The organism is Pararhizobium arenae (assembly GCF_001931685.1).
GTDB classification, from domain to species: domain Bacteria; phylum Pseudomonadota; class Alphaproteobacteria; order Rhizobiales; family Rhizobiaceae; genus Pararhizobium; species Pararhizobium arenae.
The window spans coordinates 214,810-231,192 of sequence record NZ_MOOY01000009.1 but is presented as its reverse complement, the minus strand read 5'-3'; the positions used below and the strand labels follow the sequence as shown (position 1 = coordinate 231,192).

The 16,383-nt window shown below is 60.1% G+C and carries 19 protein-coding genes; 9 read left to right on the top strand and 10 right to left on the bottom strand.

The window, feature by feature from the left end:
• Positions 1–173: 173 nt before the first annotated feature.
• Positions 174–1,013 (bottom strand): aldo/keto reductase, encoded by an 840-nt coding sequence (locus BLX89_RS20385; RefSeq protein WP_075292792.1) that lies wholly within the window; start codon positions 1,011–1,013, stop codon positions 174–176.
• 207 nt (positions 1,014–1,220) lie between these two features.
• Here BLX89_RS20385 and BLX89_RS20380 point away from each other — a divergent pair, with 207 nt between their 5' ends.
• The 4 genes from BLX89_RS20380 to BLX89_RS20365 are packed head-to-tail and all read left to right on the top strand — an operon-like array spanning position 1,221 to position 3,499.
• Entirely contained in the window at positions 1,221–1,814 is a 594-nt protein-coding gene (locus tag BLX89_RS20380; RefSeq protein WP_075292791.1) for a LysE family translocator, read from the top strand.
• A 35-nt stretch (positions 1,815–1,849) separates the two neighbouring features.
• The gene (gene nthA / locus BLX89_RS20375; protein WP_075292790.1) at positions 1,850–2,470 is read left to right on the top strand and encodes a nitrile hydratase subunit alpha; all 621 of its coding nucleotides are present in this window, start codon (positions 1,850–1,852) and stop codon (positions 2,468–2,470) included.
• A complete protein-coding gene (nthB, locus tag BLX89_RS20370; protein ID WP_075292789.1) occupies positions 2,470–3,129 on the top strand; it encodes a nitrile hydratase subunit beta in 660 nt (219 codons plus the stop codon). Before nthA ends, nthB begins: the two co-directional genes overlap by 1 nt.
• Positions 3,122–3,499, top strand: a complete 378-nt coding sequence (locus BLX89_RS20365; protein WP_425348625.1) for a nitrile hydratase accessory protein — start codon at positions 3,122–3,124, stop codon at positions 3,497–3,499. Before nthB ends, BLX89_RS20365 begins: the two co-directional genes overlap by 8 nt.
• A gap of 21 nt (positions 3,500–3,520) precedes the next feature.
• Here BLX89_RS20365 and BLX89_RS20360 read toward each other — a convergent pair whose 3' ends face one another.
• Both BLX89_RS20360 and BLX89_RS20355 read right to left on the bottom strand, forming a co-directional pair.
• On the bottom strand, positions 3,521–4,618 hold the full coding sequence (locus tag BLX89_RS20360; RefSeq protein ID WP_075292816.1) for an AbrB family transcriptional regulator: 1,098 nt from the start codon (positions 4,616–4,618) through the stop codon (positions 3,521–3,523).
• A gap of 162 nt (positions 4,619–4,780) precedes the next feature.
• Positions 4,781–5,344, bottom strand: coding sequence for a hypothetical protein (locus BLX89_RS20355; RefSeq protein WP_075292787.1), 564 nt, complete (start codon positions 5,342–5,344; stop codon positions 4,781–4,783).
• 151 nt (positions 5,345–5,495) lie between these two features.
• Here BLX89_RS20355 and BLX89_RS20350 point away from each other — a divergent pair, with 151 nt between their 5' ends.
• Positions 5,496–6,626: an ATP-dependent DNA helicase gene (locus tag BLX89_RS20350; RefSeq protein WP_075292786.1), complete on the top strand. Its 1,131-nt coding sequence runs from the start codon at positions 5,496–5,498 to the stop codon at positions 6,624–6,626.
• Between the two features lie 6 nt (positions 6,627–6,632).
• Here BLX89_RS20350 and BLX89_RS20345 read toward each other — a convergent pair whose 3' ends face one another.
• Together BLX89_RS20345 and BLX89_RS20340 are read right to left on the bottom strand one after the other, a co-directional pair.
• On the bottom strand, positions 6,633–7,310 hold the full coding sequence (locus tag BLX89_RS20345) for a MerR family transcriptional regulator (RefSeq protein ID WP_075292785.1): 678 nt from the start codon (positions 7,308–7,310) through the stop codon (positions 6,633–6,635).
• 318 nt (positions 7,311–7,628) lie between these two features.
• Entirely contained in the window at positions 7,629–8,792 is a 1,164-nt protein-coding gene (locus BLX89_RS20340) for a hypothetical protein (protein WP_075292784.1), read from the bottom strand.
• 327 nt (positions 8,793–9,119) lie between these two features.
• Between BLX89_RS20340 and BLX89_RS20335 the strand changes: the two genes are divergently transcribed.
• The gene (locus tag BLX89_RS20335) at positions 9,120–9,872 is read left to right on the top strand and encodes a pyridoxine 5'-phosphate synthase (protein WP_075292783.1); all 753 of its coding nucleotides are present in this window, start codon (positions 9,120–9,122) and stop codon (positions 9,870–9,872) included.
• 22 nt (positions 9,873–9,894) lie between these two features.
• Here BLX89_RS20335 and BLX89_RS20330 read toward each other — a convergent pair whose 3' ends face one another.
• Positions 9,895–10,782 (bottom strand): NmrA family NAD(P)-binding protein, encoded by an 888-nt coding sequence (locus tag BLX89_RS20330; protein WP_075292782.1) that lies wholly within the window; start codon positions 10,780–10,782, stop codon positions 9,895–9,897.
• Positions 10,783–11,001: 219 nt separating this feature from the next.
• Between BLX89_RS20330 and BLX89_RS20325 the strand changes: the two genes are divergently transcribed.
• Positions 11,002–11,370, top strand: coding sequence for a winged helix-turn-helix transcriptional regulator (locus BLX89_RS20325; protein ID WP_425348624.1), 369 nt, complete (start codon positions 11,002–11,004; stop codon positions 11,368–11,370).
• Positions 11,371–11,463: 93 nt separating this feature from the next.
• On the opposite strand, the gene BLX89_RS20320 is transcribed toward BLX89_RS20325, so the two are convergent.
• Together BLX89_RS20320 and BLX89_RS20315 are read right to left on the bottom strand one after the other, a co-directional pair.
• On the bottom strand, positions 11,464–12,642 hold the full coding sequence (locus BLX89_RS20320; protein ID WP_075292780.1) for a calcium-binding protein: 1,179 nt from the start codon (positions 12,640–12,642) through the stop codon (positions 11,464–11,466).
• 298 nt (positions 12,643–12,940) lie between these two features.
• Positions 12,941–13,660 (bottom strand): aspartate/glutamate racemase family protein, encoded by a 720-nt coding sequence (locus BLX89_RS20315; RefSeq protein ID WP_075292779.1) that lies wholly within the window; start codon positions 13,658–13,660, stop codon positions 12,941–12,943.
• A gap of 165 nt (positions 13,661–13,825) precedes the next feature.
• Between BLX89_RS20315 and BLX89_RS20310 the strand changes: the two genes are divergently transcribed.
• Positions 13,826–14,290: an Lrp/AsnC family transcriptional regulator gene (locus BLX89_RS20310; protein WP_075292815.1), complete on the top strand. Its 465-nt coding sequence runs from the start codon at positions 13,826–13,828 to the stop codon at positions 14,288–14,290.
• Positions 14,291–14,333: 43 nt separating this feature from the next.
• On the opposite strand, the gene BLX89_RS20305 is transcribed toward BLX89_RS20310, so the two are convergent.
• Complete coding sequence (locus tag BLX89_RS20305) at positions 14,334–14,696, bottom strand: DUF4087 domain-containing protein (protein ID WP_075292814.1); 363 nt, start codon at positions 14,694–14,696, stop codon at positions 14,334–14,336.
• A gap of 341 nt (positions 14,697–15,037) precedes the next feature.
• Positions 15,038–15,484, bottom strand: coding sequence for a hypothetical protein (locus tag BLX89_RS20300; protein ID WP_075292813.1), 447 nt, complete (start codon positions 15,482–15,484; stop codon positions 15,038–15,040).
• Between the two features lie 220 nt (positions 15,485–15,704).
• On the opposite strand from BLX89_RS20300, the gene BLX89_RS20295 reads away from it, so the two are divergent.
• Positions 15,705–16,355 (top strand): TetR/AcrR family transcriptional regulator C-terminal domain-containing protein, encoded by a 651-nt coding sequence (locus tag BLX89_RS20295; RefSeq protein ID WP_075292812.1) that lies wholly within the window; start codon positions 15,705–15,707, stop codon positions 16,353–16,355.
• Positions 16,356–16,383: the final 28 nt, after the last annotated feature.

The following is a 16,383-nucleotide window of genomic DNA, read 5'->3' as shown; positions in this document are numbered from 1 at the left end:
TGGCAAACGCTGTCCTTGCCCGTAACACCGCATGGACACCAAAATACTCACATGCATGAAACATGGTTGCTCCCCGTTTTGACAGGGAGAAGGGACAAGCGGCAAACTCGGTCGTCCCCTCTCCCCGCCGGCGGGGAGAGGGCTAGGGTGAGGGGCAATGCCGCGCAATCCGCTCAGATCATTTCGAGCGGCTTCTTTCGTTTTGGCGGGGCGAATATCGCATCAAGTGCCGCCAGATTTTCCGGCGTGAGGTGAATATCGGCGGACGCCCGATTTTCCTCCGCCCGCTGGCGCGAGCTGGTTTTCGGGATGGCGATCACACCGGGGTGGCTGATGACGAAGGCGAGCGCGATCTGAGCAGGCGTCGCCTGATGGGCCTTGGCGATGTGCACCAGCTCCGGGTGGCGCAGAAGCCGGCCTTCATCCAGAGGCGAATAAGCCATGATCGGGATGCCACGCTTGGCGCACCACGGCAGGAGATCGTATTCGATGCCGCGGCGGGCGAGATTGTAAAGGACCTGGTTGGCGGCACAGTCGCTGGAGAGGCGCTCGAGGTCCTCCATGTCATCGACATCGAAATTGGAGACGCCCCAGGCCCTGATCTTGCCGGCCTTGGCAAGGCGCTCGAAGCCTTCCAGCGTTTCGTCGAAGCCATAGCTGCCGCGCCAATGCAGGAGGTACAGATCGATATGATCGGTGCCCAGCCGCTTCAGGCTTTGTTCGCAGGCGCGCACCGTGCCGCTGGCGCTGGCATTGGATGGCAGAACCTTGGAGACGATGAAAGCCTCGTCGCGCCGTCCGCGCACGGCCTCGCCAACCACAGTTTCCGCTCCGCCATTGGCGTACATTTCGGCGGTGTCGATCAGTGTCATGCCGAGATCCAGCCCGTGGCGCAGGCTGTCGGCTTCTTCTTTCGCGTGATTGCGGCTCTCGCCCATGTGCCATGTTCCCTGGCCGAGAACGGGGACTTCGATGCCATTCGGGAACTTGGTCGTTGGGATTAGGGAGGTCATGGGCGGTTCCTTTGAATCTTGCTTTCAAGATAGGGCGGGCGACCATGTTTCATAAGAGCGGATTCGGCAGTATTTTCACGAGGTGTAACGCCCGTGAGCGTTTCTTGTCACCATGACAAGTTTCGGGTGGCGGTGCGCAATAGGTCAGTTATGTTGACCTAAATTCAGTCCTTGAAGGCTGATGATAAATTTCGGGAGGTTCCATCCATGCAGGCCGACACGCTTCTGGCGTTGTTTCTCTTTGCCTTCACGACGTCGATCACGCCCGGTCCGAACAACATGATGCTGTTTGCCTCCGGCGTGAACTTCGGCTTTGTGCGCACGATCCCGCATATGATTGGCATCGGAGCAGGGTTCCTGTCGCTGCTGGTCGCGGTCGGGCTTGGGCTGGGTGCGCTGCTGCATTCGGTGCCACTTCTCTACACCATCCTGAAATTTGCCGGTGGCGCTTACCTGGTGTGGATCGCGTGGAAAATTGCGACCTCGCGCAGTCTTTCCGATGGCAGGACCGGTGCCGTGCCAATGACCTTCCTGCAGGCAGCAGCGTTTCAATGGGTCAATCCGAAGGCCTGGGTCATGGCAGTCTCGGCGATGGCGACCTACACGAGTGAAGACAGCTACCTCACGAGCGTCTTGATCGTCGGGCTGATCTTCGCGATCGTCAACGTGCCGAGCGTTTCCACCTGGGCAGGTTTCGGCTCGGCGCTCAGGCAATGGCTGTCCGACCCCGTGCGTCTCAAATGGTTCAATATCACGATGGCGGTCTTGCTCGTCGTCAGCCTTTGGCCGATGCTGAAATAGCACCGGATTCGTTTCCTACAGTCAGCGAGTGTGCCATGCACGATCACGACAACCACGATCATCACCACCACGGCAACGAATTTTCCGACATGCAGGCGCGGGTCAAGGCGCTGGAAACCTTGTTGACGGCCAAGGGCCTGATCGATCCCAAGGCGATCGATGCCATTGTCGAGACCTATGAGACGAAGATCGGGCCGCGCAATGGCGCCCGCGTGGTGGCGAAGGCCTGGGCAGATGCAGAGTTTGCCCAGTGGCTGAAGGACGATGCGACGGCGGCGATCGCCAGCCTCGGCTACACCGGCCGGCAGGGCGAGCATATGCGCGCCGTGTTCAACACGCCGGAAACCCACAATCTCGTCGTCTGCACGCTTTGCTCCTGTTACCCGTGGTCCGTGTTGGGCTTGCCGCCGGTCTGGTACAAGGCACCGGCCTATCGCTCTCGCGCCGTCATCGATCCACGCGGGGTGCTTGCAGAATTCGGGCTGGCGCTGCCGGAGGGGCAGGCGATCCGGGTTTGGGATTCGACGGCCGAACTACGCTATCTCGTTATTCCCGAGCGGCCGGAAGGCACGGAAGGCTTTAGCGAGGAGCAGCTTGCAGAGCTCGTCAGCCGCGATGCAATGATCGGTACCGCGATTGCGCTGGAGGCTGCCTGATGAACGGGCCGCACGATCTTGGCGGTCAGCACGGTTTCGGCCCGGTTGCGCCTGAGAAGGACGAGCCCACTTTCCATGCGGAGTGGGAGAAGCGGGCGCTCGGGCTGACGCTCTCTTGCGGGGCCTTCGGGGCCTGGACGATCGATGAAAGCCGGCATGCGCGGGAAAACATTCCACCGGCGACCTATCTTTCAGCGAGTTACTACGAAATCTGGCTGCGCGCCTTGCAGACGCTTTTGGAACGCCATGGGTTCGCGAGCACCAAAGAGCTTGCGAGCGGTGTGATGACCGGGCCGGGTGCCACGCCGAAGCGGGTGCTGAAGGCAGACATGGTCGAAGGCGTGCTGGCAAAGGGCGGGCCTTGCGACAGGCCGGCGGCGGGGCCGGCGATCTACAAGCCAGGCGACAGGGTGCGCACCCGCAATTTCAACCCCGAGACCCATACGCGGCTGCCGCGTTATGTGCGAGGCCGTGTCGGCACTGTCGAGGCGGTGCAGGGGTCCTTCGTGTTTCCGGACGACAACGCCCATGGCAAGGGCGAAAATCCGCAGTGGGTCTACACGGTCGTTTTCGATGCGGCTGAAATCTGGGGTGAGGGCGCGCAAAAGGGACTGACGGTCTCGATCGATGCCTGGGAGAGCTATCTTGAGCCTGCATGATGTTTCGAAGTCGTTGCGTGACGTGCCCGGCCTGCCGCTGGCGCAGGATGGCGGGCCCGTCTTTGCCGAGCCCTGGCAGGCGGAAGCCTTTGCGATGACGGTCAGGCTGCATGAGCGCGGCGTGTTTTCGTGGAGCGAATGGGCGGAGGTTCTGTCGCAGGAACTTTACCGGCCGGGGCGTTGTGCCGATGGAAGCGATTACTACGAGTGCTGGGTGGCTGCGCTGTCGCGCATCCTGTCGGAGCTTTCCATCGTGCGAGGCGATGATCTCGAGCGGGCTACCAAGGCCTGGCAGCGGGCCGCGGAAGCGACGCCACATGGAAAGCCGATCGTTCTGGAGAACGACCCTTTGGGGAAGGGCGCTGCCTGACAGGTGGCGTCTGCGGCCTGTTTAAGGCAGCGGTTTGGCGCCGGTCCTGGCCGCGACGAAACGGGCAAGGCTTGGGCCGATGGCCATGATCAGCAGCAGGCGAGCCGTCTGCAACGACATGACGAAGGCGATATCGACATTGCTGGAGGCGGCGATGATGGCGATCGAATCCATGCCCCCGGGGCTGGTGGCGAGATAGGCCGTCAGCGGATCGATGCCGAGCGTGCGGGTGAGGATGTAGGCGAGCACACCGGAAAAGCCAATCAGCACCAGGATGGAGATGACGGTGGGAAGAAGCGCGCGGCCAACATGGGTGATGATCGGCCGGGTGAAGCCGAGGCCGATGTTCCAGCCGAGCAGCGCATAGCTGATCGCCAGCAGCCATTCCGGAATATGGATGACGATGAGGCCGCTCATGCTCAGCGCCGCGCCGATCAGGAACGGAAAGAGAAAAATGCCGGCGGGAACGCGAAGCTTCTTGCCGAGAAAGCCGGCAATGGCAGCAACCGCCAGGGTCTCGCCGAAGGAAATCGGGTCGATGGGCCCGAACCAGACGATGGCCGGACCTGTACCGTCTATGCCAGCCCAATAGCGCGCCACCAGCGAAGCGGCGGCTGCGACGAAGACCACGCGCAGATACTGCATGAAGGCGACGAGGCGGGTGTCGGCGCCGTAGGCATCCGACATGACAAGCATCGTCGTTGCAGCGCCCGCAGACGAGCCCCAGATGGCGGTGGTGCCGGGCAGGATGCCGAGCCGGCTGATCGCATAGCCCGACAGCGTGCTCATAGCGATGACGGAGCCGATGATCGCCAGAAACAGAGGAGCGTTGGCCAGCAGGTTGCCGAGAATGCCGGGAGAGATCGATTCGGCGATCATCGTGCCGATCAGGGCCTGCGCGCAGTAATACAGCGGCCGCGGCAGGCGGATCGTGGCGCCGTTGATGCCGCAGAGGGCGCCGGCGACCATCGGACCCATCAAGAGGGCTGCGGGGATTCCGGTGAGTTCGAGGAGGCCTGCAAGCACCACGGATACGACGAGCAGCAATGCCCACTGTCCGGCCGGACGCCAGCGACCGATCCCGGTTTTGAGCGGAGCCTTGTCGTCCGCTGTTTCCACCTCGCCGGTTTCAACCGAGGTTTCTTCGGGGTCGGGATGGGGAAGTTGCGGTGATGTCACGGGCGGTCATGTCCTTTGCCGGAACCCAGATAGCGGGATCATCCGCGTTTTCCAAGGAACATATGCCGTGGGTGCGAGATATCGGGACGTGACGGCTGCATCCTATGCGAAGAGCGCCGTCGCGCCGGTGACATAGACGATCGCGATGCCGACGGCGGTGCCGACGACCTTTTTGGTCTTTGCCAGTGCGGCAACGACCAGCAGGATGTAGTAGATCATGTTGAGCCCGGCCCAGAGCCCGATATCGGCCGGCGGCCACGGCGTCGTGACGGCAGAGATCGTGTTCGGAACCTGGGTGATGAGGTTGCTGATCAACACGCAGAAGACCACCTCCTGCCGGTGCTCCATGATGTGGCGATCCAGCGTGTCGTTTTCGGTGGCTTTGGGGAAGACCTGTGTGGCGGCGAAATAATAGAGCAGGGCCACGAGCGCCACGGCAAGCGCTGTGATATATTTGACGTCGGCAAGATCGCGATAGGCCCAGGCGTTCATCCAGAAGGTGATGAGATCGACGAGAAGCAGCGTGCCGAAAAGCGGCGCCACAACCCCGATCCTGCGGCTGTGGCGTTCATCATAGGCGCGTGAAAAGCCGGAGACAACTTCGGCCACGGCGAGGCCCAGGAGCAGGCCGTAGAAGCCGAACATGAAGCCAAATGCGTCGCTCACCGAATCCTCCTGAAACGCCTCTGTAATTCTTTGACGATCAATGCCTTGGCGGCAAGGCACTCTGAGAACTTGCGGGCACTTGCCCACCGGAGATATCGGCCGGCCTCGTTCGGCGCTTGCATCTCGGCCCCGAATCCTGCCACTTCGGGCGATGGAATTCGCACCGCAACAGGATGAGGCGCTCAAAGCCGTCTCGCAGTGGCTGAAGGAAGGGCGCAAGCCGCTTTTCCGGCTGTTCGGTTACGCCGGTACCGGCAAGACGACGCTAGCGCGGCATTTCGCAGAGCATGTCGATGGCGACGTGCTGTTTGCGGCCTTTACCGGCAAGGCGGCGCAGGTGCTGCGCTCCAAGGGCGCGAGCAACGCCAAGACCATTCATTCGCTGATCTACCGTCCGCGCGGTGAGGAGGAGGTTTCCAACGAGGAGACCGGCAAGACCTCGATTGCGCCGATGTTTTCGATCAACAGGCAATCGCCCGTCGCCAAGGCGGCGTTGATCATCGTCGACGAGTGCTCGATGGTGGACGAGGCGCTGGGGCGTGACCTCATGAGTTTCGGCACGCCGATCCTCGTTCTCGGCGATCCGGGCCAGTTGCCGCCGGTGTCGGGCGGCGGCTATTTCACCAATGACGAGCCGGATTTCCTGCTGACCGATATTCACCGGCAGGCACGCGACAACCCGATCATCAAGCTTGCCATGCAGGTGCGCGAGGGCAAGGAAATCATGCACGGCGACTATGGCAGCACCGCGCGGGTGATTTCAAAGGGTGACGTGACACAGAGCCTGGTGCTGGATGCCGATCAGGTGCTTGTCGGCACCAACAAGACCCGGCGGCGCTACAATATGCGTCTGCGTGAGCTGAAGGGTTTCACCACGGACTATCCGCAATCCGGCGACAAGCTGGTGTGCCTTCGCAACGATCCAGCCAAGGGATTGCTGAACGGTTCGCTCTGGCAGGTGATGACATCCTCGCGGGAGACCGTAAAGCCGGGCATCAACCTGATGATCCGGCCCGAAGACGACGACATGGATCGCGGGGCGGCGAAGATCAAGCTGTTGAAGCAGGCGTTCGAGGATGTCGAGGGCGAAATTCCGTGGTCGACGCGCAAGCGTTACGACGAGTTCGACTACGGTTATGCGCTGACCGTGCACAAGGCACAGGGCTCGCAGTGGAACAATGTGGTGCTGTTCGATGAAAGCTGGGCGTTTCGCGACACGCGCGAGCGCTGGCTCTACACGGCGATCACGCGGGCTGCCGAGACGCTGACGATCGTGCGCTGACGGTCGTCAGTCGGCCGAGACGAACCCCATCAGCACAGCCTTTGCCACCGCCTGAAAACGGTTGTGACCGTTGAATTTGCGGATGATATCGGATTCGAGCGTCAGGACGGCGGTGAGGTCCATGTCCATCAGCGTGGCGATGCGGGTGGCGGGATAACCTTCTGCCATGAAGCCCACGCATTTGAGCTCGATCGGTGACAGATGGATCGGCTTGGCTTGCGGCTGATCCAGCGCGCCTTCTTCGGCGGATTCCAGCAGTTCGCTCACACGCTGCATCTGCCGGCGCAAGATCGATTGCTGGGCGGCCAGTTCGCGCTTGTGGCCGTGAAGAGCGTCGCGGAACATCTGCGAGGCTTCCTCGCGGGAGGCCGCGGAGAGGAGGGCGGCCATCAGCTCCTGGATCGCGACGATGGGCATGTCGATCTCGCGACAGGCATTGATGACGGCCATGCGGCGAATGTCTTCAGCACCATAGACTCGCATCGGACCCATGCGGTCTGCGGTCAGCAAGCCCTTTTCCTCATAGAAATGCAGGGTGCGGTGGGTGACGCCGAAGGCATCGGCCATGTCGGCAATGCCGACCTGTGTGTCCGGGATAGTGCCGGGCAGCGGCAGTATGGGCAGGAACGAGCCTTCTGCGCGCGGCTGCGGCGCGAAGGTATTCTGTTTCATTTCTTCCGGCATGCGAGTGACAGTCTCCACAATGGTCCAATTCGCGGAAAGGTCGGTTCGGCATGAGGTTCCGCTTGCGCGGCCTTCAGCCAAAGCCTGCTCTTCTTCGCTTTGCACGCCACCGGAATGGCTACGACAGACCACTGTGCTTTGCCTGACGAGCAATCAGGCTTCTCCACTTCCCAGCCTATGAATACACGCGAGGCGGGAAGCTGAAAATTAGTAATCTTAGGGATAAAATCGCGTTAAACTGCCGGAAACGAGCCGGATTCTCGTGAAAACCAGGATGAAAAAGCTCAACTTTGAGCCGAATCGGCCCGGTTTTCCCGATTATCGATCTATGCTGGCGGGAAGCGCGCCGGCGCTGACGATGAACTTCAGCGTGTTGCGGCGGTCATTGGAAAGCGCGTCCTGGCATTTGCGCGCGTCCTGGAACGCGACCTTGGTCTGTTCGCGCCGATAGGTTTCGGTCAGCGACATGCAGTTCATCAGCGCGCTTTCGAGCGCGTGCGCCCTGGCATAGCGATATATCTCTCCGTCGAGGCCGAACACGCGCGTTGCCAGCGAAACGCTTTCGAACAGCATGTCGCTTTCGTCCTCCAACTGATCCCGGTCGATCGAGAGGGCGAAAACGCTGTCAGACGTCGTGTTGTTGGTGACGCTGATCTTGATGCCGTCGGCTTCCTCGTCATCGGCGACGGTGATGGTGAAGGCCAGCTGCGAACTGCGCAGGCGCGTTCCGAGCGTCGTGATCGTGCGGAAATGCGAGGCCGCCGAGCGAAGCGTATCGGCAAAGCGGGCCGGCAGGCTGTTGCGTGGCCATGCGCCGTTGATGGTCACCTGCGGCAGATCCTGCGCGCGCTCGAACCGCATGCTGCCCAGCGCCGGCGGACTATTCATGCGCAGATTGGCGTTGACGCTCATGGCCGGCGTGGCGAGCGGACCGACGATCAGCAGGGGCAGGATCGACAGCAGGGCGAAATGCGAGGACATCGGCGCCGGCAGCCAGGAACGTCGTGCCCGCGTTGCGGCCGGAGGCATGGCGACGGGTGAAGCCTCGGCAGAAGTCGAGGACGGCAATGGTGCTGCGGGTGAAACGGCCTCAGCCTGTTGCACGACCACTTCCGCCGGTGGGGCTACCTGATACAGGTACTCCGGCACATAGCTGCCCTTGGGGATAAAGATGCGCCATTCCTCGTCCTTGCCTTCCCCTGAATAGTAGCTGTCCAGAAGCTTGCGCAGCTTGCCGGCATGAACCCGCACCAGCGGATCGCCGTCGGCATCGAATGCCATGGGCCGGGCGAAGACATCGATGGCGATGGTGTACCCCTTGAGATGGGCGCCGCCACCTTCGAGTTCGGTTTCCACGACATACTTCAGGAAAGCCCGCAACCGTTCGGAGCGCGCAAAGCAGGCGCTCGCAAGAATGCGCTGCAGCGCCTCACGCAGAACGGCTGTCGGAGGGCGGAGGCTATCGTGCGGTTCGGGGCTCATCTTTCGCCGGTCCTTGGCTGCCGGGCCACATGGCAGTCATGTCTTGCGAAAAGGGGCTCGATATGACGAGCAAAACGGGTCATTGGATCGATTTCAGTCCTTCCTGGGGTCATCTCCGCGCTCGCTAGGCACGACTGGAGATGAATTGGTATTAAATCGGAATTTGCACTCCTTGTCAGGGGCTTTGTTCCATTAAATTTTCATTGGATGTGAAATAAGCGTGAGACTTTAGCTGTACGCGTTCAGGACAGGCAATCGATTGCGGGGGGCACGAGGACGCGATAGAAGGGGCTGCCTTCAACCGTCAAACGCTTCGAAAGTGCTGAAATGGCTGCGAAACTGTCTGTGAACATGAACGCCGTCGCGATGCTGAGAAACCGCCGGGATTTGCCCTGGCCGTCCGTGATCGGGCTTGGCCGGATCGCCCTTCAGGCCGGCGCGAGCGGGCTGACGGTTCATCCGCGACCCGACCAGCGGCACATCCGTTTTTCCGATCTTGCACCGATTCGCAACCTGATCGACGACGAGTTTCCCGAAGCGGAATTCAATATGGAAGGTTACCCGAACGCCGAGTTTCTGGAACTGGTGGAGCGCCACCAGCCGGAGCAGGTGACGCTGGTGCCGGACGACCCGGCACAGGCGACGTCCGATCATGGCTGGGATTTTCGCGCGAATGAAACGCTTCTGGCCGATGTTATTTCCCGCCTGAAAAAGAGCGGCCTGCGGGTCTCTGTGTTCGCCGATGGTGTGCCGGACGAGGAAGCTCTGACGATTGCGAAGCAAACCGGCGCTGATCGCATAGAGCTTTATACCGGCCCCTATGGCGGCTGCTTCGATGACGAAGACAAGGCTAAGACGATCGCCATCGAGCTTGGAAAGACGGCTGAGATCGCCCATGGCTTGGGCCTTGGCGTCAACGCCGGACACGATCTGACCGTCGACAACATGCCGTTGCTGGCGAAACACATTCCGATGCTGGATGAAGTCTCGATCGGCCATGGTCTCACGGCGGATGCGCTCGAATACGGCATGGCGGAAACCGTGCGCCGCTTCCGCAAGGCATGCGGCCAGGCTATTTGACCCGGCCGCACGTCGTTTCGGATTAGCCGGCGAAAGCGGCCTTGTTGGTTTCGAAGAAGGTTTCGAGCGTCGTCAGCGGCTTGCCGGCAAGGGCCTCTGCATCGCCGGTGACCATGTCGATCTTGCCTTCGCGCGTGTTGGTATCGAAGGAGACGACGACCGGGATCAGGAACGGCGGAAGACCGGCGCCTGCAAGACCGGCGCTCAGTTGTTCGTCGGTGACATCGACGACATCCAGCGGTTTGCCGACGATCCGGGAGCCGATGGCCGCAATCTCTGCCGCAGTGCGGGCAACCGGGCCTGTCAGGGTGTAGGTTTTGCTTTCATCGGAAGCCGACAGCATGGCGCCCGCTATGGCGGCGGCAATATCGGCGCGGGCGATATGGGCGATCTTGCCGTCGCCGGCAGATGTGTACCACTTGCCGGCGCCAAAGGCGTGCGGCAGGCCCATGAAGAGATTTTCCTGATACCAGCCGTTGCGCAGGATGGTGTAGGGCAGGCCCGTGGCCTTGACGGCCTGTTCGCTGCCGAGATGCTCATGAGCAAAGCTGACCGCCGAGTTGTCCGGGTTCGGCATCGACGTGTAAAGGATATGCTTGGCGCCTGCGGCCTTGGCGGCGTTGATAGCGGCGGTGTGCTGGACGAGACGCTTGCCGGGCACATCCAGTGCATCCGTCGAGACGACGAGAACGCGATCGGCACCAGCGAAGGCCGTTTCGAGCGAGGCCGGGTCATCGAAATCGGCGCGGCGGGTCTGCACGCCCTTTTCGGCATAGGCGGCCAGGCTGCCCGGATCACGCGAGGTGGCGATGATGCTTGTCGCTGCTACCTTGCCGGAGGTAAGGAGCGCTTCGAGCACGAGACGTCCGAGCTGGCCGGAGGCGCCGGTGACGAGGAGTGTTTCGGACATGACTGTTTCCCTTGATTGTCCCGAAACCGGTGTCTTTCTTGCTGAAAGTTCCGATTTGAGATATGGTTCCTTTTTGAGACCATATCTTATTTCGTGAAGCGCCCACGGATGTAAAGATGGCAGTTTTTGATGCCGTAGTTACGTCGAGGTAACCCAGGCGCTAAAGTGAAGGAAATCAGCATGAACCAGATTGCCAGGACAGCCCGTGCCGAGAAGGTAATGGTGATCGGCGGCGTGACCTATACGATGTCGAATTGCCCGGTGCGGGACGTGCTCGACAATATCGGCGGCAAGTGGAACACGTTGATCATCCAGGGGCTTGCAGATGGACCGGTGCGCTTTTCGGCTCTGCGACGGATGATTCCCGATATCTCCCAGCGCATGCTGACGCAGACACTGCGCGATCTCCAGCGGGATGGCTTTTTGAAGCGCACGGTGTTTCCGACGCAGCCGCCAAGTGTCGAGTACGAATTGACGGACCTTGGACGGTCGTTTCTGGCAATCGTATTGCCGGTTGTTGCGTGGTCGACCGAAAATCACGAGCAGATCAGGGCCGCGCGAAAGGCTTACGACGAGACGGTGGCGTAGAGCAGCGCCCTTGCTCGCGGATGGCTCCCACGATATCACCCGAGGTTTGTTTCCAAACCACGGGCGACCGTGTTTCCTTGAAAGAAAATCTTTCTACAGGTCGAAGTTGCTGGCTGTCAGCTTGAGAGCGTCATCGAGGCGGATAATGAAATCCGCCTTGCTGTCGCCGTTGGTGTCGCCTTCGATCCATGTATCGGAAGTGTCCTTCGTATAGCGGAGTTCGCCTGCGGCGCCGCTGAAGGCTTTCGTGCCGATGAAAGCAAAATCCTGCGTGCCGGACTTGCCCGAGTTGGCGTCCCAGCGGGTGAGGTTGATGCTGTCGGCGCTCGTGAAGTCGTAGATCGTATCGGCGGTCGTTCTGGTGCTTCCGGTATCGCCTTTTTCGAACAGGAATATGTCCGCGCCCAGATGGCCGTAAAGCTTGTCCAGGCCCGCGCCGCCATCCAGAACATCGGCACTGTCGCTGCCGTGGATCGTGTCGTTGCCGCGACCGCCGATCGCTTTTTCAAAAGCGCGGATTTCAAAGAATGCGCTGTCGGTCGAGGCTGTTCCTGCCTCGAGATCAATGTTCAGCGCTTTCGTGAAGGCTGAGAAATCGGCGGTATCGAAGTCCCTTGCTCCGGCAAGGTCGTCCGAAATGCCTTCTCCGGCGTAGATTTTCCCGGTGCCGCTGTTGGCCGAAAACTTGACGATGTCGGCATCGCGCCCGAGGTCGATCAGGCCGAAATCGCCGGTCCCGACATTGACCGTGTCGTTGCCGCGCCCCATCGCGGCCGAGAAAAGATATCCGTTACCGGTGGTCAGCGTGTCATTGCCGCGTCCCATGTCGGCGTAGCCGATCTCGCCGTTGCCTGTCATGGTCAGTTTGTCATCGCCACGACCAAGCATGATAGAATTGGCGTAATAGCCAATGCTAACGGTATCGGCGCTTGCATAGCCGCTGATGGTCCGCACCTCGACGTTTTTAAGTGTGACCGTGTTCGGGCCGGCATTCGAGAGGGCGATGAAATCGATATAGACGCGGGTGTCGTCATCGGCGCCGGTCGTAGCGTCCGTAATCACGGTTTTGGTATTGCCGCCAAAATTCAGGAAGGATGCACCCCAGCTTTTGCCGGACAGCGTAAAGGTTACCGACCGAACCGGATCGGTGTTGGGTACCCACGCGTCAATCACGAAAATGAAGCGGTCGTCCCAAGTATAGGTATCAGTTCCGAGCTTGAAGCTGGTTGAGCCGTTAAGAGTTACGCTCGTATTTTTTGTAATTTTGCTCATTTAAAGTTCCCCTCTAGTCTTCGGACCCAGGTTCTGGGTGATATCGTCTCAGAGAGTGAACGGTTCAAACAACAATAAAAAATGAAACCGCATCGCCAAACGAGCCGTGTTGCTGCGGTGTCATCTGTCGCATCAAGTAATGCGGAAATCAATATAGACGGAAAGATTTAGTCAGAGAGTTGAGGTCACAGCCGGAATTCAGATTATAAAGGCATATTGCTCGTATTTTGGAGCCTTCTGTTGGCATCTGTCCAGATGAGTTCCTATCAGACAGACACCAACCGTATCGCCGCTGGCGTTAGGCCGCGTCGCGGTCCACACAAGCCTCATCCGCCAAAGCAAACTTCACTGCGGCGCAGGCGTGGATGCGGGTCGAATCGAAACCCGGCAAAGCGAGGTTTTCCGGGTCAAGGATCATGCAGATTTCTGTGCAGCCGAGGATGATGCTGTCGGCACCGTTGGCGACGGCTCGGTCGATGACGGCAAAGAGGGCTTGGCGGGAGGTGTCGAGAACCTTGCCGGCGCAGAGTTCAGCGAAAATGATGTTGTGGACCGTCGTGCGGTCGTCGGCATCCGGCACCATGACGTCGATACCATGGCTTGCCATGCGGCCGGTATAAAAGCCGTGCTCCATGGTGTAACGCGTGGCGAGCAGCAAGGGGCGTTTGAGGCCGGCGTCGCGGATGGCGCCGGCTGTCTCGTCGATGATGTTGATGAGGGGGATCGAGGTCGCAGCCTGCACCTCGTCGGCGATGAGATGCATGGTGTTGGTGCAGATCAGGGTGCAGCCGGCGCCGGCAGCTTCCAGGCTAGAGGCGACCGTCGCGAGGCGGTTGGCGGCCTCGTCCCAGAGACCGGCCTTCTGCATATCGACGATGGTCTGGAAATCGACAGAGTGCAGCAGCACCTCGGCCGAATGCAGCTCGCCCAGCTGCTCGCGCACCATCTCGTTGATCAGCTTGTAATAAACAGCCGAGCTTTCGAAGCTCATTCCGCCGATAAGACCGATCTTGCGCATGTCGATGTTCCCTTGTTTCCGATTAAGGGTAGTGTGCCGAAGCTTCGGTGGAAAGTGATTGCGTTGTTGGATGGCGAAACGCAGATTTGCGCTTATGATTTGTGTGATATCGACGAACTGCGCTTCAAATTTGTTCGGGGTAGAATTTCAACGGAGAATCATCGCGTGCTGGACGAACGGGACAAAAAGATACTGACTCTGTTGCAGGACGACGCGAGCCTTCAGATCGGCGCGTTGGCCGAGCGGGTCCACCTCTCCGTGTCCGCCTGTTCGCGCCGCATCCAGAGGCTTGAGGAAACCGGCTACATCGCGCGGCGCATCGTCGTGCTCGACCGCGAGAAAATGGGGGTGCCGACGACGGTCTTCGCGCTGGTGAAGACCACGCATCACGCCGATGACTGGATCGATCTTTTCCGCAAAGTGATTGCCGATATTCCGGAAATCGTCGAAGCGCATCGCCTGACGGGGAACTACGATTACATCCTGAAGGTCGTGCTGCCGCGGGTCGAGCACTACGACACCATCTACAAGCAGATCGTACGCAAGGTGGAGCTGTTTGATGTTTCAGCCTCCATCTCCATGGAAATCCTGAAGAGCGGGGCCGGGGTGCCGGTGGATTACGCCCGGTAAGGACCGTGACGGCATCTGGCGAGGTTCGAGACGGTCTCCGGCGTTACTCAGGGTCATCCAGGTTGTTGTCATTCTCGCATTTCGAGATCGACAACTGCCGGAACCACAGGATGCGGGTGATGCGCTCTTCGTCCGCATCGGTTTCCACCTCCATGCAGGCGCAGGCATAGCCGTAATTGCCATTGGTGCGCACGTAATCGCCTTCGGAAATGTCGGGGATGATATCCATACCTTCCGGCTCGTAGCCGCCGCCCTGTGTCATCATCGTCCAGCTGGCATCCGCATCGTCCAGCCACCAGTTGCCGGGGGTCGGGTTCTGCAGCCAACCGCAGCGATTTTCGGTGGCGGAAGAGGAAACGGCGGTCGCTTTCACCTTCTTGCAGTTGAACATATCGCCGGATGCCATGGAGAGCCATTGCATCGAGCTGCTTGTCACACTGGAGAGGCCGATCTGGTAGTTGTCGGGCATCGTGAGAATGTAGTTTGCGCCATCCTTCTCGACCTTCTCGATCGGTAAAGGGCCTTCGCCCGGATCGTAGGTATTGGCGGTGAAGGTGAAGGTCGAGACTTCGCAATCCCAGGTCCCGACATAGGGGGCATCCTCGGCTGCGGCGGAAAACGCCGAGGCGATCAGAACCGCCAAGGCGGCCAGCAGAGTTTTCATAGTTTCGGTCCTCCCCTTCATTGAACCTGATGTTGCCAATCTGATTCAGTTTTTCGAGTTATGCTTTTGGTTTGAAATAATTTTCAGTTGTTGATCGCCGTAATTGCCCAGTGCGAGATCGCGCAGTCGCCGTCATCGCAGATCGCGCCCATCCAGACGGCACCATTGGCCAGCATCACGCCATCGCTGTTGACGAACAGATCGTCGTAACGCTGACGGGCGACGGCACTGCGGGTTTCCTCCATGACCAGCGCATCGAAATTATCGATGAAGTCCTGGGCGTTCTGGATGTCGTAAACCTCGCCATTGGCATTTACGGTCAAAGGATACTCGGCGAGGTCCGCGATCGTCTCGGCATCGCCGTCGCGCATGGCTTGGGTGAGGTTGTCGAAGGGACCGGTAAATGCCTCCGCATTGCCGTGCAGCTGCTCGATCCGGCTGTAGACTTCGCCCTCTGACTGAGCGCGTGCGGGAGACGAAACTGTCGCGAGGGCTGCAACCAAGGCAAGCGCGCGTGAACTTGCAGCAATGAAACGGCGGTGCGACACAGTGGGTTTCCTCAGACTATGTTTTTCCAGAGAGACTAGCGGAGCGGGCACAGGAACGGAAGGTGGGAGACCCGGTGCCGTGATGCCCATTTCGGGGGTAATCCAAGATGCTTTTTCGAGCGCGAGAAAGCCGCTTGACGGCATCAAAACTTTGCGTCATAAGCACGAACCGTACCGTACGGTACTGATTGAGGAGCTTGTTGTGCAGATCGCCGTCCACTCGAACCAGTCGGATTTTTCGCCGCGTCAGAACGCTGTTCTCGACAGCGCGTTGCGACTGCTTGTCGATGGTGGCGAGAAGGCGCTTACAACGGCGGGCGTGGCCCGTGCCGCTAACTGCTCCAAGGAAAGTCTCTACAAGTGGTTTGGCGATCGCGACGGCTTGCTGTCGGCCATGATCGGGTTCCAGGCGAGCAAGGTTCGCACGTTCGAAGCCCATGCCGGACGGCTCGATGCCGCCAAGCTGCATGAATTGCTGGTGACCTTTGCCCATGATCTCTTGGACGTGCTGGCCGGTGACGTTTCTCTGGCGCTCAACCGTCTGGCGATCGGGCAGGCGAGCCGGGATGGCTCGAAGCTCGGCCATATGCTGCAGGAGCGTGGGCGCCGCCAGATCGGCAAGCGGGCAGGGGCGCTTCTCGAAGCAGCACGCCGCGCGCGGCTGGTGCGTTTCGACGATGCGGACGAAGCTTATGGCACGCTGTACGGGCTGATCGTCTCCGACCTGCATCTGCGCATGCTGCTCGGAGAGCCTATTTCCGAGAAGGACAGGAATTTCGACCGAAGGGCAGAGCGGGCGATCGACGCCTTCCTCCGGCTCTACGGCACGAACGAGAATTCGGCCGCGTCCTGAGGGACAGGCCGGCAAGACAATGGACCAC